Raw genomic sequence first — 23,577 nt, 5'->3', positions numbered from 1 at the left:
ACAACCTATGTAAAGTTCAAAACATCCCTCATCCCAAAAATCCCTTTCTTTCCGAGAATCCACTCCGCGGCCAAAATTGCACCAAGGGCAAATCCTTTACGATTATGTGCTGTATGCTTGATTTCAATGCCATCCACCTCACTGTCATAGGCAATCGTGTGCGTACCGGGAACTGCGCCTTCCCTTATGGAATGTATGGGAATGCTATTTTCTCCTGTACCATTTAGTTGCCAGTCCATGTACGAGCTGTTCTCCATAATGCCTTCGGCAAGAGTAATTGCTGTTCCACTGGGGGCATCCAATTTTTGGGTATGATGGATTTCCTCCATGGAAACCGTGTATTCGTTTAATTGGGACATCATTTTTGCCAACTGGCGGTTCAATTCAAAAAAGATGTTTACCCCCAAGCTGAAATTCGAAGCATAAATAAAAGCACTATCATTTTGTTGGCAAAGCTCCACCGCTTCTTGGTACCTGTCCAACCAGCCCGTGGTTCCAGAAATAACAGGTACGTTGTTTTTAAAACAGTTGGTGATGTTCTCAAAAGCAGCTTCCGGGGTACTGAAATCAATGGCCACGTCGAATGAAGCATAGTCGATTTCCACAGTATCCAGATCCACCTTGGTCGCAATGGTATGCCCTCTTTCCTCGGCCATACCCGCTATCATTTTTCCCATCTTACCGTAACCAAACAAACCGATTTTCATTGCTAAAATTTAAACACCAATGCCATCCCATAATTGGGATCATTGGTAACAGGATCAAGATTCAGATAGGGTTGCAAATCAAAGCTCAGTTGTTCATCGATATTGTACTGTGCCAAATGGGCGGTTACATTGGCCTCAATAATATTTAAAGAATACCAAACAATGGTCAGTACCAACCACAAATCCCTGGTCCGTTGAAAATTCTCTTGTGCACTTTGAAGGGCGTCCAAGGAGATGTCGGGGCCTTGGCCATCCCCATTGATATCAAAAAACTCATCATCTTCAAAACCCGCTCTTCTTCGTTTAAAGGCGTCCCTTGCCGCATTGTACTCGGTATTATTAAACGAATAAAGAGCAACTCCGGTTGCAAGACCACCGTAAACCGCGGGAATTTTCCACCATGCCCCTCGCTTATTGTAGAGTTGACCCAACCCTGGTAAAACAGCTGAATAGAAGGCCGCCTTACTAGGTGCCAACGGGTTTATGGGTTTCTTTTCATAGGTAACTTCTTGGATGACCACGCCCTGACCTTCAAGATTTTGTGCCAAAGAATCAATGGCTTGATCATGGGGCTCTTGCTCATCCTCTTGGGCGGAAAGAAAATTTAGAAAGCATAGGGCCAAAAAGAAAGGAAGAAACTTATTCACCAGTAAGCAGTTTTCTTAAACGCTGAAATTCCTCTTTGGAATGGAAAGGAATCACAATTTTGCCCTTCCCGTTTGAGGAAGTGTTTACATCCACCTTGGTTGAAAGGTGTTCTTTTAAAGCTTGGGCCCCTTTGGAAATGTATCCGGGAATTTCTTTGTCCTTCGCAATTCTTTTAAGCGCAACAGGACCTCCCTTGGACTCTTGATAGGCTTTTACCAAGCGTTCGGTTTCACGAACGGAAAGATTTTGAGAAACAACCTTTTCGTAAATGTCTATTTGATCTTTCTTTTTTTCGATGTTGATCAATGCCCTGCCATGTCCCATACTTATAAAACCATCGCGCATTCCTGTTTGGATGATTGGGTGCAATTTTAAAAGCCTTAAGTAGTTGGCTATGGTGGAACGTTTTTTTCCGACCCTGTCACTCAACTTTTCTTGGGTTACCTGAATCTCATCAATCAAACGTTGGTAGGACAACGCAATTTCTATTGGGTCTAAATCTTGGCGCTGAATGTTCTCTACCAAGGCCATCTCCAAAGACTCCTGGTCGTTGGCGATACGAATGTAGGCGGGAATGGTGGCCAGCCCTACCATTTTGGAAGCTCTGAATCGTCTTTCTCCGGACACCAACTGATATTTATCGAAATCCAGTTTACGTACCGTAATGGGTTGAATAATGCCCAATTCCCGAATTGAACTTGCCAGTTCACCCAAAGCTTCATCGTTGAAGTTCGAACGAGGTTGAAAAGGATTGACATCTATGGAATTGATGTCCAGTTCCACCACATTACCGATGACCTTATCCGCATTTTTGTCCGAAACGGATTGGATATCATTTTCAGGGTCCTTTAAAAGAGCGGACAGGCCTCTTCCCAAAGCCTGTTTTTTTGTTGCCTTCGCCATCTAAACTTTCTCCTTGTTTTTTTTCAAAATTTCGTTGGCCAGATTCAAATAGTTTGTGGCCCCCTTGCTACTGGCATCATATTTAATAATGCTTTCGCCATAACTGGGTGCCTCACTGAGCCTAACGTTTCTTTGTATTATGGTATCGAATACCATATCAGCAAAATGCTTTTTGACCTCTTCCACTACTTGATTGGATAGTCGCAACCTGGAATCGTACATGGTCAGGAGCATTCCCTCAATATCAAGGTCGTAGTTGTGAATTTTTTGAACGCTCTTTACCGTATTTAAAAGTTTTCCGAGTCCTTCCAATGCAAAGTACTCACACTGGATAGGTATCATTACTGAATCGGCCGCAGTCAGTGCGTTAAGCGTTAACAAGCCAAGTGAAGGAGCACAATCAATTAAAATAAAGTCGTAACGATCATGAAGACCTCTCAGAGCCTCTTTCAACATATATTCCCTATTGTCCTTATCCACCAACTCAATTTCGATGGCCACTAGGTCAATATGGGCCGGAATCAAATCCACATTAGGAGAATCCGTTGAAATAATTACGTCTTCAACCCCAAGGGTATGTTCCAGCAATTGATAGGTTCCTTTTTCCACGCTATCCACATCCACTCCAAGTCCTGAAGTAGCGTTGGCCTGGGGGTCTGCATCGATGAGCAATACCTTCTTTTCCAGTACGCCCAAAGACGCGGCCAAGTTTACCGTCGTCGTTGTTTTTCCTACACCACCCTTCTGATTTGCAATAGCAATAATCTTGCCCATTTCATAGTAAGTTAGGTGCTAAAAATACGATTATTTACTATGACAAAAAATGTATTTTGTTAACAGGAAGTGGATAAACTTAACAATGGGCGTTAAAGAAAGTTAAAGTTTTAATTATTAGAATATTAAGTGGACTTACTCCATCAAAATATCCAAGATTTCGAGGGCCGCTTCGCTGATTTTGGTGCCAGGTCCGAATACAGCAACCGCTCCATTGGACAATAGGTGTTCGTAATCTTGTTTTGGTATCACACCGCCCACAATGACCATGATGTCTTCACGGCCGTGCTCGGTAAGCTCTTTGACCACTTGGGGAACCAACGTCTTATGGCCTCCGGCCAATGAGGAAACCCCAAGAACATGCACATCATTTTCAACAGCTTGTTTGGCCACCTCCGCAGGAGTTTGGAACAAAGGTCCAATATCCACATCAAAACCGAGATCGGCATATCCTGTGGCTACAACCTTGGCACCACGATCATGACCGTCCTGACCCATTTTGGCGATCATGATACGAGGTCTTCTACCTTCCGCCAACGCAAATTCATCGGCCATTTTACGAGCCTTTTCAAAGCTCTTGTCATTTTTTATTTCTTTGGAATACACTCCGGTAAACGATTGGATTTTTGCTTTATATCTGCCGAAAGCGGTTTCCATGGCATCACTGATTTCACCCAGGGTAGCACGGTTTCGAGCCGCTTCCACGGCTAAATCTAGTAAATTTTCACGCCCTGATTCATTTTGCATGGCTTTTTGCGCCGCTTCCTCAATACGCTTTAACGAAACGGAAACGCTACCGGCATTTCTAGAAGATTTGATTTCTCTCAGCCTTTCTAGCTGTTGCTTTCTTACTTTGGCATTATCGACTTCCAAAATTTGCAGATCATCCTCATTTTCCAGTTGATATTTGTTCACACCCAAAATAGTATCCTGTCCACTGTCAATGCGCGCCTGTTTTTTAGCGGCTGCTTCCTCAATACGTTTTTTGGGAATTCCTTCCTCGATGGCTTTGGTCATCCCTCCCAATTTCTCCACTTCCTGTATCAATTGCCAAGCTTCTTCAGCAATTTCTTGGGTTAGGGATTCAACCATATGGCTTCCAGCCCAGGGATCAACGGTTCGGGTGATGTGGGTTTCTTGCTGAAGATAAATTTGCGTGTTTCTTGCGATTCGTGCCGAAAAGTCCGTAGGAAGCGCAATGGCCTCATCCAATGCATTGGTATGCAAACTTTGAGTACCACCAAAAGCAGCGGCCATGGCCTCAATAGTGGTTCGCGCCACATTGTTGAATGGATCTTGTTCGGTTAAGCTCCATCCGCTGGTTTGGCTATGGGTGCGGAGCATCAAGGACTTTTGGTTTTGTGGATCAAACTCTTTTACCAATTTGGCCCAGAGCATACGACCTGCTCGCATTTTTGCGATTTCCGTAAAGTGGTTCATTCCGATACCCCAGAAGAAAGAAAGTCTTGGGGCAAAATCATCAATTTTCAACCCCGCTTTGATTCCGGTTCTAATGTATTCAATACCGTCCGCCAAAGTATATGCCAACTCCATGGCAGCGGGTGCGCCGGCTTCGTGCATATGGTATCCCGAGATACTGATGCTATTAAATCGAGGCATATTTTGGCTGGCAAACTCAAAGATATCAGCCACAATTTGCATGGAGGGAGAAGGAGGATAGATGTAGGTATTCCGTACCATAAACTCCTTCAAAATGTCATTTTGGATGGTTCCGGAGAGCTTTTCCATAGAGACACCTTGTTCTTCGGCAGCAACAATGTAGAAAGCCATTACCGGTAAAACTGCTCCGTTCATGGTCATCGAAACAGACATTTTATCCAATGGGATGCCATCAAACAAAATCTTCATGTCTTCAACCGAATCAATCGCGACACCAGCCTTACCCACATCTCCAACCACACGTTCATTGTCACTATCATATCCTCGGTGGGTGGGAAGGTCAAATGCCACCGAGAGTCCCTTTTGTCCCGCCTCTAAATTTCTTCGGTAAAAGGCGTTGCTCTCTTCAGCAGTGGAAAACCCTGCGTATTGACGTATGGTCCATGGTCGTCGCACATACATGGTGGAGTAGGGACCCCGAAGAAAGGGTGTGATACCAGCGGCAAAATTCAATTGTCCGTTGTTGGAAGTTTCCGCAGAGCTGGAACCGCCTTTTTCAATCAGCTCAAGGTTTTGAAGGTTTTTTCTACTCATGGTCCAATCGTTTTTGTTCTTGTGTTTCGGCCAGTCTTTTTTCAATTATGGGTTCAAGCAGGGTCTTCTCGGACCTTTGCTTCACAAAGGGATACAATTCAAGGTCGCCCTTCATGCGGTCCTCAGAATTTTGAAACTTATTGGTTCCCACCAAGACCGTTTGACCCTCATCAAAACGTTGCTGTTCCTTGGCAGCACTTTCTTTAATTTTTTGTTGTATGATTCCCTTTTTCAGTGCTTCCAAAAAACCACCCGAAGCTTCAATTTGTTTAAAAAGAACAAGGGCTTTTTCAGCCAACTGCTTGGTAAGACTTTCTATGTAATAGGTACCTTCTGAAGCCTTGTGCGCTTCATCAAAATAGCTTTCCTCCTTTAGGAGGACCAATTGATTTCTGGCAATCCGATCCCCAAATTCATTGTCTTTGTGATAAATGGCATCATAGGCTTGATTGCAAACAGTATTTGCCCCGCCGAGAATAGCCGACATGCACTCCGAAGTTGTTCGGAGTAGGTTGACATTGTAGTCATATAATGTTTTGTTCCTTCGTGAAGGAAAAGCCAAAATGTGGCAATCCGGAGCAATTCCATAGGCATCGGTCAGGCTATTCCATAGCCATCGCAATGCTCTAAGTTTGGCAATTTCAAAAAAATAGTTCCCCCCCATGGCCACTTTGAAAGTCATTGGAAAGGACTCCTCTACACCACTTGTGGTTTCCGACTGAAAATGGTTTACATATTCATGGGCATGCGACAGGGAGTAAGCCAATTGCTGCACCATATTGGCCCCGGCATTCTGATATAGGGAAAGATCAACACTTAAACAGGAAACACCTTCAATGGCTTTTGTTGCTGCGTAAACTTTTTCCAGGATCTCATGGTCCTCTTTCATGGAATGGAACCAGTTCCCAGTTCGGGCCAGATTTCCAATGATATCAAAATGAAGGTAGATATTGCAGTTTTTACCTCTTAAAAATTCCAATAGGCCCTTAATGGGAGCCAGTGCTAAAAATTGAAACCGAAAATGAACTGCAGTTTTCTCCAAATTGATGTTACCAAGCAGTTTCATCAAGTCAATACTTTCATCAGGTATCAAAAAAATCAGACTTTCTGCCCCGCGTGACAAGGTGTTCAATGCAGTTTCGTTGGCTTTTGTGGCATTTCCTGCATAGATTTCTTGTCCGATTTTCCATGATTCAACCTCACTTCGCTTGAATTTGGAGACTTCTGATAGGTCTTCGGAGTGATAAAAAGGTTTAACCTTGATGCCTTCAGGGGATTCCCATACCAAGGTGTCGCTGTAGTCTGCTCCTTTTAGGTCATATTGGATTTTTTCTTTCCATTGTTTCGCGGAAACTTGAGGAAATTCGTCAAATAAGGCATTGTCACTCATTCTTTTTGGTCTTTAAGCTATCCTCATATTCTATTAAGAATATTTCTTCATTTTCCTTTTTCATATAATACTTTTCGCGGGCAAACTTTTCCAGTTCGCTCGTATCGGATAGCTTTTTTAGAACTTCTTTGTCCTTGTCAATTTCCCCTTGAAGAAATTCTTTTTGTCGCTCCAACTTTTTGATTTCTTTCCGTAATTCTAAATGAATCAACATGGAATTTGTGTCAAAAAAAGCCATCCAGATCACAAAAATGGTTAAGACCAAAATGTACATATTGGTCATTACTTTAAACCATTTTTTCTTTTTCAGTTCGCCAAACCCCATATTAACCTAAGTTTTCATTGATTATGGTCCGAACCATATCCACAGCCACCGTATTGTAGTGGTTATTGGGTATGATAAGGTCCGCGAACTCCTTCGACGGTTCAATAAACTGCTGGTGCATGGGCTTAACTGCCGTTTGATAACGGTGCAGAACCTTTTCCAAATCGTGCCCCCTTTCTTTAATGTCCCTTTGCAGCCTTCGTATCAATCGCTCGTCAGAATCGGCATGAACGTATATTTTTATGTCGAACATTTCACGAAGCTTAGGGTTGCTCAAAACCAAAATACCCTCAACAATAATTACCTTTCTGGGGTGGACCGTTATGGTATCGTCCAATCGGGTCTCCTCAACAAAAGAGTAAATTGGTTTTTCAATGGGTTTGCCATTTCTGAGTTCTTCCAAATGAGCAATCATCAAGTCAAAATCAATACTATTGGGGTGGTCAAAATTTACTTTCCCCCTTTCTTCCTTGGTCAAATGGGCAAGATCATGATAATAGGAATCCTGTGATATGACCCCTACCTCGTTCTGTGGCAATTCCTCCACAATTTGGTTGACAACAGTGGTCTTACCACAACCTGTACCCCCAGCGATTCCTATGACAAGCATTATGAAAATTTTAATTTCAAAAGTAAGCATTTGATAAGATTTCGCTTCCCCGAAAAACTATGCATAGTTAAGCGATGTTTTTGTTGAAATGAATGACGGTTGTCATGAATTTGACTGTGATATCGTCCTAGCTTTGCCTAAGATTATTGCTTTTAATCTTATATTTATTCAAGTAACCTAAGGCACTATAATTTTATGGAAAACTCCTTCTCCATCAAGGTCAATGAGAACCTTGATTTTCAGCTCTCCAAGGATGATATAGAAAAGCTTGATATTTTAAAAACAAGTAAAAAGGATTTCCACCTACTGTATGGTTCAAAGTCCTTTCACATTGAAGTGGTTTCCACCGATTTCAACAATCGAAGTTATGTGCTTAGGGTAAATGGTATGGAATACCACACCAGCATAGAAAATAAGCTGGATAAACTTATCGATGCCATGGGCTTTGCTTCAAATGGCACAAAGAACATCACTTCAATTGAGGCTCCAATGCCAGGGTTGATTTTGGATATTTCAGTCAAGGCAGGACAAGAAGTTGCGGAAGATGACCAACTTTTGATTCTTGAAGCTATGAAAATGGAGAATATTATTTCTTCCCCTCGAGCCGGTGTGATAAAGGAAATTTCAGTGAAAAAGGGAGAGGCTGTGGATAAAAAACAGATATTACTAACCTTTGAATAGTATAGCATGAAAAAAATTCTGGTCGCCAACAGGGGAGAAATTGCTTTACGGGTAATGCGAACCGCCAAAAAGATGGGTATAAAAACGGTAGCGGTGTTTTCAGAAATTGATAGAAACGCTCCCCATGTACGCTTTGCTGACGAAGCGGTCTGCATTGGAGCGGCGCCATCGAACCAATCCTATTTGTTGGGAGATAAAATTATTGAGGTTGCCAAGGAATTGGGAGTGGATGGAATTCATCCTGGCTATGGGTTCTTGAGTGAAAATGCCGAATTCGCCGAGGCTGCCGAGAAAAATGGAATAACGTTTATTGGTCCGGGTTCGAAAGCAATTCAAATTATGGGAAGTAAGCTGGCGGCCAAGGAAGCGGTTAAGGCGTACGACATTCCTATGGTACCTGGTATTGATGAGGCCATTACAGACGTAAAAAAAGCTAAGGAAATTGCAGCTGAAATCGGATATCCCGTACTAATCAAAGCCTCTGCTGGTGGTGGAGGAAAGGGGATGCGAATCGTTGATAAGGAGTCAGACTTAAAATCACAAATGGAGCGTGCCATTAGCGAGGCCACATCGGCCTTTGGCGATGGCTCGGTCTTTGTCGAAAAATATGTTACCTCCCCGCGCCATATTGAAGTGCAGGTCATGGCTGACAAGCACGGAAATGTCATTCATTTCTTTGAGCGGGAGTGCAGTATTCAAAGAAGGCACCAAAAGGTTGTCGAAGAGGCTCCATCCTCACTTTTAAGTCCTGAGCTTCGCAATGAAATGGGAATAGCAGCCACCAAAGTGGCTCAGTCCTGCGATTATGTCGGTGCGGGAACCGTGGAGTTTCTAATGGATGCGGACCACAATTTTTATTTCTTGGAAATGAATACCCGTCTTCAGGTCGAACATCCGGTCACTGAAATGATTACAGGAGTTGATTTGGTGGAATTACAAATCAAAGTGGCTCGAGGCGAAGTTTTACCGCTAAAACAAGAAGAACTATCCATTAATGGCCATGCCATGGAACTTAGGGTATATGCCGAGGATCCACTGAACGATTTTTTGCCCAGTGTGGGCACATTGGAAAAGTATCAACTTCCGGAGGGGGAAGGAATTCGTGTGGACAATGGGTTTGAGGAGGGTATGGATATTCCCATTTATTATGACCCCATGCTGTCAAAGTTGATTACTTATGGCGAAACCCGAGAAGAATCAATAGAGTTGATGCTGGATGCCATCCAGAATTACAAAATTAAAGGGGTACAGACCACTTTGCCCTTTGGAACTTTCGTTTTTGGGCACGAGGCTTTTCGTTCTGGGAATTTTGATACACACTTTGTAAAAGACTACTATTCCCCAGAAATGATAAAACAAAACAGCGCTTCTGAAGCTGAGGTTGCAGCCATGATTGCTCTAAAACAATATCTTGAGGACAAAAAACTAGTTCAACTACCCATAAACTGATTGAAATGGATTCCAAAATAAAGGTGTTAAAGGAAAAAGTTGCCCAAGCCCATCTTGGGGGAGGTGAGAAGCGTATTGAAAAACAGCATGCCAAAAAGAAATTAACCGCAAGGGAACGTATTGACTATTTGTTGGACGAGGGATCCTTTGAAGAAATGGGCGTGTTGGTCACACACCGAACCACCGATTTTGGCATGGACAAGGAAATCTATTTTGGAGATGGTGTGATTACAGGATATGGTACGGTAAATGGCAGATTGGTCTATGTTTACGCCCAAGATTTCACCGTTTTCGGTGGAGCCTTGTCAGAAACCCATGCGGAAAAAATATGCAAAGTGATGGACCTTGCCATGAATGTTGGAGCACCTGTTATTGGTTTGAATGATTCAGGTGGTGCACGGATTCAGGAAGGGGTGAAATCATTAGGAGGGTATGCTGATATTTTTTATCGAAATGTTCAGGCCTCAGGGGTAATTCCACAAATATCCGCAGTGATGGGCCCTTGTGCTGGAGGGGCCGTTTATTCTCCTGCTATGACCGACTTTATTATTATGGTGGAAGAAACCAGTTATATGTTCGTCACGGGCCCCAATGTGGTCAAGACTGTTACTAATGAGGAGGTGACTTCAGAGGAACTGGGTGGAGCAAGCACGCATGCTGTAAAATCTGGTGTGGCGCACAAAACATCGTCAAACGATGCAGCTTGTTTGGATGATATCAAAAAATTATTGGACTATTTACCGCAAAGTAACCGCGAAATCCCAAAACATAAACCTTATGAATTGGGTGAAGAGCTGCGAGAGGAACTTGCCAGTATTGTTCCCGATGACCCGAGTAAGCCCTATGACATGCATGATGTAATTGAGGGTATTATTGATTCGGATTCTTTTTACGAGATTCATAAAGACTATGCCGAGAATATCATCGTGGGCTTCGCCCGACTCGGTGGAAGAAGCGTTGGGATCATAGCTAATCAGCCTATGTTTTTGGCAGGAGTTTTAGGGGTTAAAAGTTCGCAAAAGGCTGCCCGTTTTACCCGATTCTGTGATGCATTCAATATTCCCTTGCTTGTTTTGGTAGATGTACCAGGATTTTTGCCCGGTACGGATCAAGAGTGGAATGGTATTATCATTCACGGAGCTAAGTTGCTTTACGCCTTAAGCGAGGCCACTGTCCCTCGGGTCACTGTAATTACTCGGAAAGCTTATGGAGGTGCTTACGATGTAATGAACTCCAAGCACATTGGAGCTGACTTCAATTTTGCTTGGCCCACAGCTGAGATTGCGGTGATGGGGGCCAAAGGGGCCAGTGAAATTATTTTTAGAAGGGAAATTGCCGCCGCGGATGACCCTACGGCCAAATTGAAAGAAAAGGAAATGGAGTATGCCGATAAGTTTGCGAATCCATATCGTGCAGCGCGTCGAGGATTTATCGACGAGGTCATCTTACCTGAAAATACCAGACGCAAGTTGTTAAAGGCTTTCGCCATGCTAGAGAAAAAAGAGGTTCAAACTCCAAAGAAAAAGCATGGGAACATTCCACTTTAGGCATTGAGAAAAGATAACCTAAATATCTCCTAAAAAGTTATGGGTTGTAAAGGGTATCCGTAATTTTGCCGAATGCAAAATGATACCCCTAAACCGAGTTTTGAATTTATGGCCTTGATGGCGGCCTTGATGTCGGTCGTAGCGTTGTCCATTGATACCCTATTACCTGCCATTTCAAATATTGGGGCATCGATTAATAGCACTGATCCGACGGATAATCAGATGCTCATCACCATGATTTTCCTGGGATTGGGGGTTGGACAATTATTTTTCGGTCCGCTATCCGATTCGTATGGACGTAAACCCATTGTATACTTAGGCATTGCAGTATTTGCTGTCGCCAGTGTTATTTGCTTGGCCGCTCCCAACTTGGAGTGGATGGTTGTGGGCAGAATTCTTCAGGGCATTGGCCTTTCTGCGGCTAGGACGATCTCTATTTCCATTATTCGCGATATGTACAAGGGTGACCTTATGGCCAGGGTGATGTCATTTGTTACGGCTTTTTTTATTTTGGTTCCTGTGGTTGCACCTGCACTGGGCAAGTTTATTTTAGACTTAGCGGACTGGCGGGCTATTTTTTACATTCAGCTTGTATTGACCATTGCTGTAGGGGTTTGGTTCTGGAAACGTCAACCAGAGACCTTGCGTCCCGAATATAAAATTCCATTTTCAAATAGCCTTTTTATGGATGGTTTTAAGGAATTGCTACGTTATAAGGAGACGGTGGCCTTTACCATAATTTCGGGCTTGGTAACGGGCTCTTTCTTGGTGTACCTCAGTGCTTCACAGTATATTTTTGAAGACCAATATGGATTAAAGGAAGCCTTTCCATACATCTTTGCAGGGTTGGCGATTTCCATTGGTTTATCCACCTTTTTCAACGGTACCCTCGTACTGCGTTTTGGAATGCGAAAATTGGGGTTTATGGCCTTGGCAAGCTTTTGCGTTATAGCCTTGCTTTATGTGCTATTGTTTTGGAATTCAAGTAATCCGAATGTGTTTGTCTTGGTGACCTTTCTTTCCCTTCAATTTTTCTGCTTAGGCTTTATGTGGGGTAATTTCCGTTCCATTGCTATGGAACCTATTGGACACATTGCGGGTATCGGAGCCGCCATCAATGGGTTTTTCTCTACCGTGATTGCCATTCCCATAGCTACGCTCATTGGAAGTTTTGTCGATGACCGGGTATTGCCTCTTTTTGTAGGTTTGGCCATTTGTGGATTACTGTCCATGTTCGTTTTTCTATTGGTTTGGAGACCAAAAAAAGCAGTTAGAACTGCCTAATACTGGTTGCGAGCTATGATTCTGGCATAAAAATTTCGCCACTGCATGAATCTTTCTTTGCCCCAGTCACCGAACTCAGTACATTGGTTTTTCCTTCCTGACGAAGCACGCCCATTAATGCGAAAACCAGGGCTTCCTTAAAGGCAATCAAGGTTTTGGAGGGAATGGCCAATTCTATTGCAGGACCAAGCTTTTCTCGAAGCGTGTCCGTAAAAAATGAATTTAGTGCCCCACCGCCTGTGGCAAACAGTTTGTTCTTAGGTTTCACTGCATGTTTTTTAACCTCAATGGCAACTTGTTGACAGTTGTGATGGATAAAAGTGTGCAATAAATCTGCCTCGGAAACTTTTGATTTTTCAATCAGGGGGGCAATCTCGGCAATGAACCACTCATACCCTGTGGATTTGGGATAGGGGAGGCGGTAGTATTCCAAATCATTCAGTGTATTGAACAAGCTTTCATTAAAAGAGCCGGTTCTCGCCATTTTTCCATCGGCATCATAATCCAATCCAATTTTTTGGGTAATGTAATTGAGAGGCATGTTGGCAAGCCCAATGTCATAAGCAATGCGCTCGCCATCTTTTTCAAAGGACATATTACTAATACCGCCTAGATTCAAGCAGAAATCATAGGTATGGAAAAGGAGTTTGTCACCAATGGGTACGAGGGGGGCACCTTGACCACCTAAACCAACATCCTTCGTCCGAAAATCACAGACCACTTTGTGTTGGCTCGTATTCGCCAACTGTTGTCCATCTCCCAATTGGAAGGTTATTCCGTCTTCAGGTCGATGATGGGAAGTGTGCCCATGGCTGGCAATAAAATCTACCTCAAGTTGACCTTCTTCAATAAAATCCTTGGCTTGTTTTCCTAACCAAACACCATATTCGCGATGCAGTGTTTCATGAGCCTCCTCACTTAAGTGAATGGCGTTCTTTAATTGTTCCCGAAGTACGGGTTCGTAGGTGATATCCTTAGTCTTTTCAATGCTAAATTGCCATTGCCCATTCTCTTTCCATAGATGGCAAAGGGCTAAATCCAGGCCATCCAAAGAGGTGCCCGACATCATACCAAGGACTCTGTACATTTTCATTTTAGCTTTCTTATTTTGATAATAAGGGATATCGGTTTCTCTTCATCGTTTTTTATTTCGGAAATTTCAAAGGCGATATCTTCTAGAGCGGATAATAAATTGACCCAATCTTCAAAAGTGCGCGCATACCAGGAATGCCCATCTTTAAAGTTACCGGGCAGTCCCTTCCATGAATCTGATAGCCATTGGCTTTCATATCGGAAACCATTTTGAATCAGGAAAAATGGGTGTAAGGTTTGAATAAGAACATGGCCCATTGGAACCAGATTGGAAAGGGTATTTTCCAAAAGCAATCTCAAATTATCTTTTAAGTACAGACAGAAATTAAAAATGGCTGCATCAAATGGGGCTTCAGGGATTTCTAACCCATTAATGATGTCCTCAAAGGTGAGCTGATGATAGGTTTCAGGTCCTTTTTTGCTTGCCTCGACCAAAAGACTTTTGATGGCATCAAAGCCAGTGGTCTCAATGCCCAATTGGGCCATTTCTCGGGTTAACCACCCTTCTCCGCAACCCAAATCCGCAACTTTTTTAACTTTTAGATTGGAGATACTTTCCAAAATAGCCCGGTTTGTGAATTTTCTGGAGGGAATGCTTTGGTTTTGAATCACCTCTACCCATTCTTTGGCATTCTTTTCCCAGGAGGATATGATTTCTGATTTCATGATTGCAAAGTTTTCAATTGTACTGGTAATTCTCCCAAGGCTGGTATCTTTCCCAAAAAATGTTGAAGCGCAACTTCCTGGAAATCAGGAAAATCTTGATAAAACACGATGACATCTGCAGCATCAATACCCTCTAAAACATCAAGGACGTATGGGTTGCCAAATAGATATACGGTAACTTCATTTTTCGAAATGAGCTTTTGGATATTCTCCAAAATATGCGACTCAATACCAAAATTGTTCTTTGGTTTTACGGAAGGAGGGAAGAGTGCCAATACCGCATTCTGATGCTCTTCTTCATGTACGGCTTCTTCACCTAGGTGGTAGTGTTTTGAACCCAATTCTTTTTCCAATCCCTCAGAAAAAATATTGGCAATGGGCGTACCGCAAGAAAGATTCAAGAAATTATGTTCTTTCCAATCTTTCAAAGGTTTTTTTTCAGCCCATAGTTCGGTAATACAATTTTTAGCAATCTCTCGATTTAAGTCTTTGTGTGATAAAGAAGGTGCTTTATCCTCAGAGACAGCCCCACCAAACACCTTTTCCTTTAATCTCCAGATACGTTTAAAACTTTTTTCAACCGCATCCTTGCTCCCTGAATCCAAAATTTGGGAAATTCCCTCCACAGGATGTTCAGAAAAGCAGAGCATATCCATTCCTGCGTTAAAAGCCGCTACCTCTAAACCTCCTTTTTGGAGATACCTTTTTGAAACGGCGTGCATGTTCAGGGCATCCGAAATTATAACTCCTTCAAAACCGATTTCATCACGAAGGAGACCCGTAATAATGTTCTTTGAAGTGGTCGAAGGATTTTCGGAGGCATCCAATTGGGGTAAAGAAAGGTGTGCCACCATTACAGAATCTACCTCTTCTTTTAAAAGTTTTATAAAAGGATAAAGCTCGTTCTCAAAAAGTTCTTTTTTGGACTTATCGATTACGGGTAAGCCCAAATGGGAATCCGTTGCCGTATCGCCATGTCCTGGAAAATGTTTCAGGGAATTCAAAATTCCGGCATCATTCATTCCAAGAAGATAAGCTCCCGCCTTGGATTTTACTTCTTCCTTTTTGTCCCCGAAAGAGCGATATCCGATTACTGGATTTTCAGGATTGTTGTTAATGTCTACAACAGGGGCAAGATTCCAATGGATTCCTGCTTTTTTACAGTCCATACCAATATGGAAGCCCACCTCATAAATGAGGTCTTTTTGATCTTGAAGTGCTCCAAGGGTAATGGCATACGGATATTGGGGCGTGTTTTCAATACGCATGGCAAGGCCCCATTCAGCATCCATGGCTATGAGCAATGGGAACTCGGAAGCTTTCTGGTAGCGGTCAATCAACGCTTTGAGCCGGTCATAGCTGTTTTCGTTGTAGACTACTTTCTTTTTGCCCTCAAAGTTCGTCGCCGCACTGGCCCTGCTATGGAAAATACAGAGCGCTCCAATGCAATGGTCCCGTATCAGTTTTTCCATTTGGGCTACCTCTTCTTCAGTGTCATTGATGAAAACAGCCAGCATGAACAGCTGCCCCACTTTTTGTTTTACAGACAGATGGGATTTGATGTCCTGATATTTTAATAAAGCATCACGCATCAACATCATTGGTTTTCTTGCCGTAGTCGGCCGGATAATCCAAATAGCGAAGTACAATGAAGGCTGGTACGGCCGCAATAACGACCCAGAGGAAGAATCCATCATAACCTAACCATTCTTGAATGTATCCGCTCAGCATACCAGGAATCATCATACCCAAGGCCATAAAACCTGTAGCAATGGCATAGTGCGAAGTTTTTGAAATTCCTTCGGAGATGTAAATCAGGAAAATCAAAAAGGCAGCAAATCCAAAGCCATATCCAAATTGTTCCAATACAACTGTACCTACAACAACAACTAAACTCGTAGATTGGGTGTATGCTAAAACTGCGTACAGTGCATTCGGAATGTTCAGGGCCAAAAGCATAGGCAACATCCATTTTTTTAGGCCATCACGAGAGATCAAAATTCCCCCGATAATTCCACCCAAGGAGAGCATGATGACACCCACAGTACCATAAATGGTACCTACGGCCTCTGTGGAATATTCCAATCCGCCAACTTCAAGTTTATCCAGCAGAAATGGCGAGGCCATTTTTACCAATTGCGATTCCCCCAATCGATAGGTAAGGATGAAGAGCAACGCCACCCAAATCTGTTTCTTCTCAAAGAAAGAAATGAACACTTGAAGAAAGCTTTCGGGTTTTTTTGTCTCCATTTCCCCAGTGGATTCAAATTTTGGGGTGACAAAGAAATTGGCCAAGGTTAAAATCAACATTAAGACCGCAGTACAAATCATAGTCATGGACCAAGCTTTGGTATTATCACCATACTTATTTTCCAAGAACCCAGCAAGGATGACCAACAGACCTTGACCGGTTACCATGGCCAAACGGTAAAATGTACTGCGTAAGCCTATAAAGAAAGATTGTTTCTTTTGTGTTAGGCCAATCATATAATAGCCATCTGAGGCAATATCATTTGTTGCGGATGCGAAAGCTGCCATCCAGAAAAAGGCAAGGGTGATGGTAAAGAATGCATTGGACGGTAAAAACAACCCGATTCCCAAAAAGGCGAGAGATATTACCAACTGCATCCCCAAAAACCAATTTCTTTTGGTGCCTTTTAAATCAACTATGGGGCTCCATAGGGGCTTAATCACCCATGGGAGATATAGCCAACTAGTATACAGCCCAATATCTGCGTTACTGATACCAAGTCTTTTGTACATTATCACCGAAACAGTGACCACCATGATATAAGGAATTCCCTGAGTGAAATACAACGTGGGAATCCATCCCCAAGCTCCTTTATCTTTTTCTACCATTATTTGGGATGCTTTAAAAGGTTTTGGTAAATACTCTTCTCTGATTTTTCAATAATTCGTGCATCCACCACTTTTTTATAGTATTCTACGGGACCAACGCCGCCAATTATGGCATAGGTATACCCTATTTCCTTAAGGGCTTGCAGGGCCTTGACCAAGAGAATCTTACCGATGCCTCTTCCTTGTTCCGTGGGAAGAACCCCGGTCGGTCCAAAGAAATTTTTTGCTGTACACTCGAAACAGGCAAAGCCCAACAGAGATTGTCCCTTTTGGGCAACAAAACAATTCACAGGTGTATTGGAAAATGCAGCTTCCATCTCATCCGTCCAGTTTTGACTGAAATGCTCTCGAACCCAATTAACAACAATACTTTTTTCTGGGGCAATGGGCCTTCTGAAGATGATATCCTCAGAATTGCCCAATTCTGCTTCTTCTGAAACAATATCCGGTAGATTTAATAGCCTAACCAACATGTCTTGCATTTGCTTCAGTTTTTGTTCAAAATTTGTAGTTCACTTTCATTTCCATACGCATCAATGATTGAGACTCCCAAAGTTTGTTTTGCTTGCTTTTTGGAAATGGAAATAACATCGCATAGCGAACTTTGGTCCCCAGAAAGATAGCTTTTTCCAATTAGTGTTTTCTGCTTAGGTCGGCTTGTATCTTTTAAAAGGTAATACAAGGTAAACCGGGGCAATGTGTCGCTATGGGATATACAGAATTCGAGTTGGTTGTTCTTGAGGCTATGGGATGAAATAGTTGGGAGGCCAATGTTTCTTTGATTTCGAATTGGCAGGGCTGGATTTTTAGTCGGTAGTGCATAAATCTTCCGTAATTTCCGTACTACTTTTTCGTGTTTCCCTATGAGGGACTTCGCACTAAAAAACACATTGCCTTTTATCCCATTGATATTTCTTGCCAGCAATAGCTGTTTTGGAATTTCATTGTTTTTGTTCCAAGCCTTATCTGCGTTGTTTTTGATTTTGTAAGGGCCATTTCCTATGTAAAGATTTGTAGTTTGAAGGGTATCTGCCCACCATTGCGTAATTTTTCGATGGGAAGCCCTAGGGTATTCCATGCTCCAATAGGCCTGGGGCGCCAAATAATCCAGCCAGCCTTTTTTGGCCCAAAGCAGGGGATCGGCATACAAATCCTCAAAGGTGGTCTGGCCAGCTTGGGTATCAGAACCATTGGGATCAGTACTTTTGTTTTTCCATACTCCGAAGGGACTAATGCCGAACTGCACCCAAGGTTTTGTCCTTTTTATGGTTGAATGAACTTTTTTAACCAGGGAGTCCACATTGCTTCTTCGCCAATCCTCAATGTTCTGATTTGGTAAACCATAGGTTTGAAAAGCCAAGGCATCATCGAAGGTCTCGCCTTCAATTTTATAGGGATAAAAATAGTCGTCAAAATGAATGGCATCCACTTGATATTTGGAAACAATTTCCCCAACAACTCTTGAGAACTTGTCCTGTACTTCCGGCAATCCAGGATTGTAGTAATACTTTTTTCCGTATTTAACCATCCAATCCGGATGCTGATAGAAGTCATGTGAAGATGCTAAAGCCAAAGTGTCCAGGTCAAAAGTGGCGCGATAGGGATTCAACCAGGCATGGAATTCCATCCCCCTTTTATGCGTCTCCTGAATCATCCAGACCAGTGGGTCGTCAAAGTTTTTGGGCGCTGTTCCTTCTTTGCCAGTCAAATATTTGGACCAAGGTGCCAAGTCTGTAGGATAAAGGGCATCACCGGCCGTTCGTATTTGAACTATGGCCGCATTAAAATTGAGTTTCTGATAGAAATCCAAAATTTCGATGAAATCCTTTTTCTGCTTTTCCGTATTGTCCTTTCCATTTTTAGGCCAGTCGATATTGACAACAGTGGCAATCCACACACCCCTAAATTCCTCCTCAGGAGTAGTTTTTTGGTATTTGGTGACAGCGCAGGAGGCGACGAGAAAGAGCAATATGGAACCTAAAATGTACTTCATAGGAATAAAAAAGGCCTACTTGAAGATTAAATGTAGGCCTTTTCTGCTTGGATTAACTTAAACTAACAAACTCAAAAATTAATCATTAAATTGACGGATCAGCTGGTGTATTTGGATTGCTGTTTCTTTCCAAATCTGGGTATGGATAGAAATTCCTATTCCGTTCTTCCGTGAAGTTCATGGCAGCACCGCTGGGTTCCGGTCTCCCAAATCTTCTACTGTCCTCTAAACTCATACCCGTAAGAAATAACTCGGCCCTTCTATTGCGATAGACTTCATTCAAAAGGTCGTTCACCGTATTAGGCCCTGAATAGGCAGCCACATTGGCATTTACCTCAAAGGGATCGTCTGTATCGGTAAGTACCTCATCCAGTGCGGCGGTGGCTGCACCTAAATTAGGGGTGCCCAACCTCAGGTTGGCTTCTGCAATAATCAGGTTCATTTCGTCCGGCAGGTATACTGGAATGGGTTCTGTGATTTCATTGAAGAAACCGGAAACGTCCTCAATGGGCAATCCATTTTGATTGGTTTCATCCAACGGAATCAAATAGAAAGCCAAGCGTCCATCCGCAGCATCAAAAACAAATTCCGCGGGAAGTCCAAAATTGTCCCTGGGCTTAAAATTAGGTGCATCATTTTGGATAATTCGCGCCCAGATAGGGTTTTGGTTCTGTGTGTCATATGCAAATATGGAGGTTGAGGTTAAATCAACACTATTGGCCGCAGCAATTGCTGCATCGTAGTTTCCTGCGAACAAATTGTAACGTGCTGTCATGGCGGCAATGGTATTGCCCAAATCGATATTCCCTAGGGTAATTCCATTAACAAACTCCGTCGATGGAGCTGTTGATGCCAACTGGGCAGCTGCCTCTGTTAGAAGGGTAATTGCCGTCTGGAATCCTTCATTTCGAGAGACGAAGGTAGCGTCATTGTCATTGCTGGTTGCCACAATTACTTGTTCGTAATTTTGGGAAAGGCTTCCTATGGCCAAGGCCTTAAAAAGCTTAGCATGGGCAATTAAGCCACTACGGGTTCCTGCATCCAACTCGATATTGTCTACACCTTCTTCAATACTTTCAGCATTTTTTATTATCCGTAGCATGGTTGACCACAAACCCTGAACATTGGAATTGAAATTCGGAAGACTCGTTCCGCCATCTTCCAACTCAATCATGTTTTGAAAAGTTGTGGTAATACCTCCTTCACGTGTGGTGATTGCCGGGGTTTCCACAATCCAACGAACGCCAGTCGTAGAATAGAGTTGCTGTAGGCCAACTGCGGCTGCAAAAATACCTTCCCTAGAGGAAAATACCTGATCTTCGGTTGCCGAGTTGGGGTCTTCAAAATTGGTTTCACATGAGACGAATGCCGTTATCACTGAAACACTAATGAGTATATATTTGATATAGTTTTTCATCGTACTTTTTTTTAGAAACTTACATTGACTCCTAGTTGATAGGTCCTTGGTATAGGTACCCCTGCAAAATCGAATCCTCGCACCCCATTACTTTGTCCGGCAGTATTTATCTCTGGATCCCATCCGGAATAATCATCCCAAGAAATCAAATTTCTACCGACCAAGCTGAGTTGAATGTTTTCAATCCCTTCAATGGGGGATTTAAAGTCATAGCTAAGAGCTAATTCCCTCAACTTTACAAAAGAACCGTCTTCCACAAATTCTTCGAAAATCCCGGCTTGGGCACCACCGAAGCCTTTGGGTCGATTGCCCAGAAGTTCTTGACCTACGTTGAAACCTCCACCAAAAATAACGTTATCCAAAAGTCTGCGGTTCCAGTTAAAGACGTCAAAGCCTTGAACAGCGTCCAGTTGGATTCGTAGTCTGAAGTTTTTGTATGCGAACTCGTTGATCAAAGATCCAAACCAATCTGGGTTGGGGTCTCCAATAACTTTGGAAGCCTGTCCATCGTCTGTTGTTCCCCTAAAAGGATAGCCATCGGCATCTAGGGAAATGCTTCCATCGGCATCCCTGGCATAAAACTGACGGAAGAAAACGCCCAAAGGTTCGTCCTCAATCACAAAGCTTGTGGCAAAACTTCCCGCCAAGGCAAATTGACCTCCACCAGCAACACTGGTGACCACATTTTCATTTTGAGAAAAGGTGGCTGTAACATCCCAAGAGAAATCATTGGTTTTAATGGGAGCACCTCGGACCAAAATCTCGATACCTTCGTTTTCGAGGTCTCCAACATTTTCAATTCTAGTGCCAAAACCTGTGGAGGGAGCCAGTTCTCTTTCCAATAATAGGTCGGTAACGTTCTGTTTATAATAAGTGAATTCGATTCCTAGTCGATTGTTCAATAAACCAGCGTCAAAACCAAACTCAAATTCTTCCTGTCTTTCCGGTGCCAGATTTAAGTCACCTTGTTCAGGTGCTTGACCAATAATCCCGTTTCCTGCTGGAATCAAACTTGGAGTTCCATTGATCGAGAAAGGCGATAATCTTGTAAACCTTTGAAAAGCTGTCAAGGCCGTTAGGTTTCCTGCTTGTCCCCATGATCCCCTCAATTTAAACGTATTGAACGTGTCGCCAAAAGTGTTTTTCCAAAAGTCCTCTTCCGAAATCACATAAGACAAACTTGTCTTCGCATATACCTGATTCCGTTCATCTTCCCCAAAAGTGGAAGCACCATCCAAACGAACGGCTCCGTTTAGGTACAGTTTGTTCTTATAGCTAAAGGATTGCTGTAAAAAGGAACCCCAGTAAGATATTTGAGAACGCGTTTCCCCTTGGTCTAAAATACTTCCTTCGTTTGCAACTTGAACTATAGGAACCAAACCATCAGCTTCTATGGCGACTCTATCAAATTCCTCATATTGCCATGATCCTCCCAATGTGGTGGTAGATTCAATATCCTCATTGATGGGGGTTTGATAAATGAGATTCAAATCACTATTGTATTGAAAATTGTTGATGTCGGCCCTTCGTGCGAAACCATCGCCGTTGGGTGAGGTGTTATTGATAGGGATAAATGCTGTTGCAGATTGGTTGTAGAAGTCCAGACCTAAAAGGTAATTGGCCCTAAGTTTATCTGTGATCTTGGCATTTAGTCCGATACTGGTAATAAATCGATTCACCTTTTGACCGAAGTCGAAGCGATCTACCGCTTCAAGTGGATTTGTACGTGGTACCAACAACGAAGTCACAGGGTATACCCCAGATTCATCGGGATTTGGATTTACCGAATTATCACTAAAAACAAATCCCGTAATGGCACCGTAGGCGGCATTGATACCTCCATTGGGCACATCATTGCTTACACTTCGTGTATAGTTTAGACCGGCAGAAATCTCCAACCAATCCCAAGCTTTTTGGGTGATGTTGGTTTTAAAGCCTACTCTTTGAAAGTCCGTGTTCTTTATGATTCCTTCGTTATCCAAGAAAGAACCAGAAATGTAGTAGGAGGTACGGTCGTTTCCTCCAGTCACGGAAAGGAAGTTTTCTATACCGAATCCTGATTCAAAAAAATCATCTTGATAATTAAAGCGATCCACGGCAACAGTTTCCAAATTGGTTCTGTCAAAAGGGTCTACCCATGCTAGAGGGACTGTATTGTAGTCAATTTCTTTTCGAAGCTCATTAATTCTAACGTTGGTCGAAAAATTGAATTTGGGAGCACCGGTCTTTCCTTTTTTGGTGAATATTTGAACAACCCCATTACTCGCTCGCGAACCATAGATAGCAGCCGCTGCTGCACCTTTGATAATTTCGATACGCTCAATATCATTGGGATTTAGGTCCACCAATCGATTTTGCGATGTACCCCCAAGGTCTACCAAGTCATTACTGTTACTGGAGTTACTGATAATAATTCCATCCACGATATAAAGTGGGTCTGAATTCCCCAAAACTGTGCTGGGACCCCTGAGTCGAATGCTAATACCACCTGCGGGATCACCTGAGTTCTGCTGAACCAGCGCACCGGAGATTTTACCGGATATGGCTTGGTCTACCGCGATGGCACCATTGTTCACCAAATCTTCAGATTTTACCGATGAAATGGCATTACCCAATGTCCGTTTGTTCACCCCAACAGGGTTACCAGTTACAACGACCTCGTCCAGACTCAATAAATCCTCAACTAGCGCCACACTGTTTTCAATGGTCAAACTTGAACCGAGGTCAACATTGATGTTTTGGGTGGTGTAGCCGAGCGAACTGATCATTAGATTGTACGAACCCGTTTCCAGATTTGCTGTAAAGTTGTAATTACCATCAAAATCGGTTATTGTCCCGAAAGATGTTCCTTGAATAAAAACAGAGGCACCCGATATCGGTACATTCGTGCCGCTCTCTGTTACGGTTCCGCTAAAGGTGTACTGACTTTGACCAAAAGTTACTGGCGAAATCGCGAGTAGGAGGACCATCAGCAGCCGGAACCTAATTTTTCCTGCATGATTGTGAAGTTTTCCCATA

General features: G+C 42.9%; 20 protein-coding genes. 4 read left to right on the top strand and 16 right to left on the bottom strand.

What is annotated here, in order from left to right:
* Positions 1–5 precede the first annotated feature (5 nt).
* The 8 genes from dapB to udk all read right to left on the bottom strand — a co-directional run bounded on the left by dapB (position 6) and on the right by udk (position 7,571).
* Positions 6–707 (bottom strand): 4-hydroxy-tetrahydrodipicolinate reductase, encoded by a 702-nt coding sequence (gene dapB / locus EW142_RS05775; protein ID WP_130610937.1) that lies wholly within the window; start codon positions 705–707, stop codon positions 6–8.
* Positions 708–709: 2 nt separating this feature from the next.
* Positions 710–1,354: a DUF5683 domain-containing protein gene (locus tag EW142_RS05770; RefSeq protein WP_130610934.1), complete on the bottom strand. Its 645-nt coding sequence runs from the start codon at positions 1,352–1,354 to the stop codon at positions 710–712.
* The gene (locus tag EW142_RS05765) at positions 1,347–2,258 is read right to left on the bottom strand and encodes a ParB/RepB/Spo0J family partition protein (RefSeq protein WP_130610931.1); all 912 of its coding nucleotides are present in this window, start codon (positions 2,256–2,258) and stop codon (positions 1,347–1,349) included. The genes EW142_RS05770 and EW142_RS05765 overlap by 8 nt, the downstream gene beginning before the upstream one ends.
* The gene (locus EW142_RS05760; protein ID WP_130610928.1) at positions 2,259–3,032 is read right to left on the bottom strand and encodes a ParA family protein; all 774 of its coding nucleotides are present in this window, start codon (positions 3,030–3,032) and stop codon (positions 2,259–2,261) included.
* 135 nt (positions 3,033–3,167) lie between these two features.
* Positions 3,168–5,246 carry a methylmalonyl-CoA mutase gene (scpA, locus tag EW142_RS05755; protein ID WP_130610925.1) on the bottom strand — a complete coding sequence of 693 codons (2,079 nt, stop codon included), beginning with the start codon at positions 5,244–5,246 and terminating at the stop codon, positions 3,168–3,170.
* A complete protein-coding gene (locus EW142_RS05750) occupies positions 5,239–6,636 on the bottom strand; it encodes a methylmalonyl-CoA mutase subunit beta (RefSeq protein ID WP_130610922.1) in 1,398 nt (465 codons plus the stop codon). The genes scpA and EW142_RS05750 overlap by 8 nt, the downstream gene beginning before the upstream one ends.
* Positions 6,629–6,961: an FtsB family cell division protein gene (locus tag EW142_RS05745; protein WP_130610919.1), complete on the bottom strand. Its 333-nt coding sequence runs from the start codon at positions 6,959–6,961 to the stop codon at positions 6,629–6,631. The genes EW142_RS05750 and EW142_RS05745 overlap by 8 nt, the downstream gene beginning before the upstream one ends.
* Before the next feature lies 1 nt (position 6,962).
* A complete protein-coding gene (gene udk / locus EW142_RS05740; RefSeq protein ID WP_130610916.1) occupies positions 6,963–7,571 on the bottom strand; it encodes a uridine kinase in 609 nt (202 codons plus the stop codon).
* A gap of 195 nt (positions 7,572–7,766) precedes the next feature.
* On the opposite strand from udk, the gene EW142_RS05735 reads away from it, so the two are divergent.
* The 4 genes from EW142_RS05735 (at position 7,767) to EW142_RS05720 (ending at position 12,532) form a co-directional block, all read left to right on the top strand.
* The gene (locus tag EW142_RS05735) at positions 7,767–8,252 is read left to right on the top strand and encodes an acyl-CoA carboxylase biotin carboxyl carrier protein subunit (RefSeq protein WP_130610913.1); all 486 of its coding nucleotides are present in this window, start codon (positions 7,767–7,769) and stop codon (positions 8,250–8,252) included.
* 6 nt (positions 8,253–8,258) lie between these two features.
* A complete protein-coding gene (locus EW142_RS05730) occupies positions 8,259–9,701 on the top strand; it encodes an acetyl-CoA carboxylase biotin carboxylase subunit (protein ID WP_130610910.1) in 1,443 nt (480 codons plus the stop codon).
* A 5-nt stretch (positions 9,702–9,706) separates the two neighbouring features.
* A complete protein-coding gene (locus EW142_RS05725; RefSeq protein WP_130610907.1) occupies positions 9,707–11,248 on the top strand; it encodes an acyl-CoA carboxylase subunit beta in 1,542 nt (513 codons plus the stop codon).
* A gap of 72 nt (positions 11,249–11,320) precedes the next feature.
* Complete coding sequence (locus tag EW142_RS05720) at positions 11,321–12,532, top strand: multidrug effflux MFS transporter (RefSeq protein WP_130610904.1); 1,212 nt, start codon at positions 11,321–11,323, stop codon at positions 12,530–12,532.
* A 13-nt stretch (positions 12,533–12,545) separates the two neighbouring features.
* Here the strand turns inward: EW142_RS05720 and EW142_RS05715 are convergent, their stop codons facing one another.
* The 8 genes from EW142_RS05715 to EW142_RS05680 all read right to left on the bottom strand — a co-directional run bounded on the left by EW142_RS05715 (position 12,546) and on the right by EW142_RS05680 (position 23,576).
* The gene (locus EW142_RS05715; RefSeq protein ID WP_313790904.1) at positions 12,546–13,619 is read right to left on the bottom strand and encodes an anhydro-N-acetylmuramic acid kinase; all 1,074 of its coding nucleotides are present in this window, start codon (positions 13,617–13,619) and stop codon (positions 12,546–12,548) included.
* A 2-nt stretch (positions 13,620–13,621) separates the two neighbouring features.
* Positions 13,622–14,290, bottom strand: coding sequence for a class I SAM-dependent methyltransferase (locus tag EW142_RS05710; RefSeq protein WP_130610898.1), 669 nt, complete (start codon positions 14,288–14,290; stop codon positions 13,622–13,624).
* On the bottom strand, positions 14,287–15,882 hold the full coding sequence (locus EW142_RS05705; protein WP_130610895.1) for a glycoside hydrolase family 3 protein: 1,596 nt from the start codon (positions 15,880–15,882) through the stop codon (positions 14,287–14,289). The genes EW142_RS05710 and EW142_RS05705 overlap by 4 nt, the downstream gene beginning before the upstream one ends.
* Entirely contained in the window at positions 15,875–17,149 is a 1,275-nt protein-coding gene (locus tag EW142_RS05700; RefSeq protein ID WP_130610892.1) for an MFS transporter, read from the bottom strand. The genes EW142_RS05705 and EW142_RS05700 overlap by 8 nt, the downstream gene beginning before the upstream one ends.
* Positions 17,149–17,631 (bottom strand): GNAT family N-acetyltransferase, encoded by a 483-nt coding sequence (locus tag EW142_RS05695; protein WP_130610889.1) that lies wholly within the window; start codon positions 17,629–17,631, stop codon positions 17,149–17,151. Before EW142_RS05695 ends, EW142_RS05700 begins: the two co-directional genes overlap by 1 nt.
* Positions 17,632–17,636: 5 nt before the next feature.
* Positions 17,637–19,142: a glycoside hydrolase family 10-like protein gene (locus EW142_RS05690; protein ID WP_130610886.1), complete on the bottom strand. Its 1,506-nt coding sequence runs from the start codon at positions 19,140–19,142 to the stop codon at positions 17,637–17,639.
* A gap of 85 nt (positions 19,143–19,227) precedes the next feature.
* Complete coding sequence (locus EW142_RS05685; protein WP_130610883.1) at positions 19,228–20,559, bottom strand: RagB/SusD family nutrient uptake outer membrane protein; 1,332 nt, start codon at positions 20,557–20,559, stop codon at positions 19,228–19,230.
* An 11-nt stretch (positions 20,560–20,570) separates the two neighbouring features.
* Positions 20,571–23,576 (bottom strand): SusC/RagA family TonB-linked outer membrane protein, encoded by a 3,006-nt coding sequence (locus EW142_RS05680; protein ID WP_130610880.1) that lies wholly within the window; start codon positions 23,574–23,576, stop codon positions 20,571–20,573.
* Position 23,577 lies beyond the last annotated feature (1 nt).

It is taken from the genome of Flagellimonas allohymeniacidonis, assembly GCF_004296335.1.
GTDB classification, from domain to species: Bacteria; Bacteroidota; Bacteroidia; order Flavobacteriales; family Flavobacteriaceae; genus Flagellimonas; species Flagellimonas allohymeniacidonis.
Note: the sequence above shows the minus strand (reverse complement) of the source record. Positions and strands in the feature narration are given on the sequence as shown.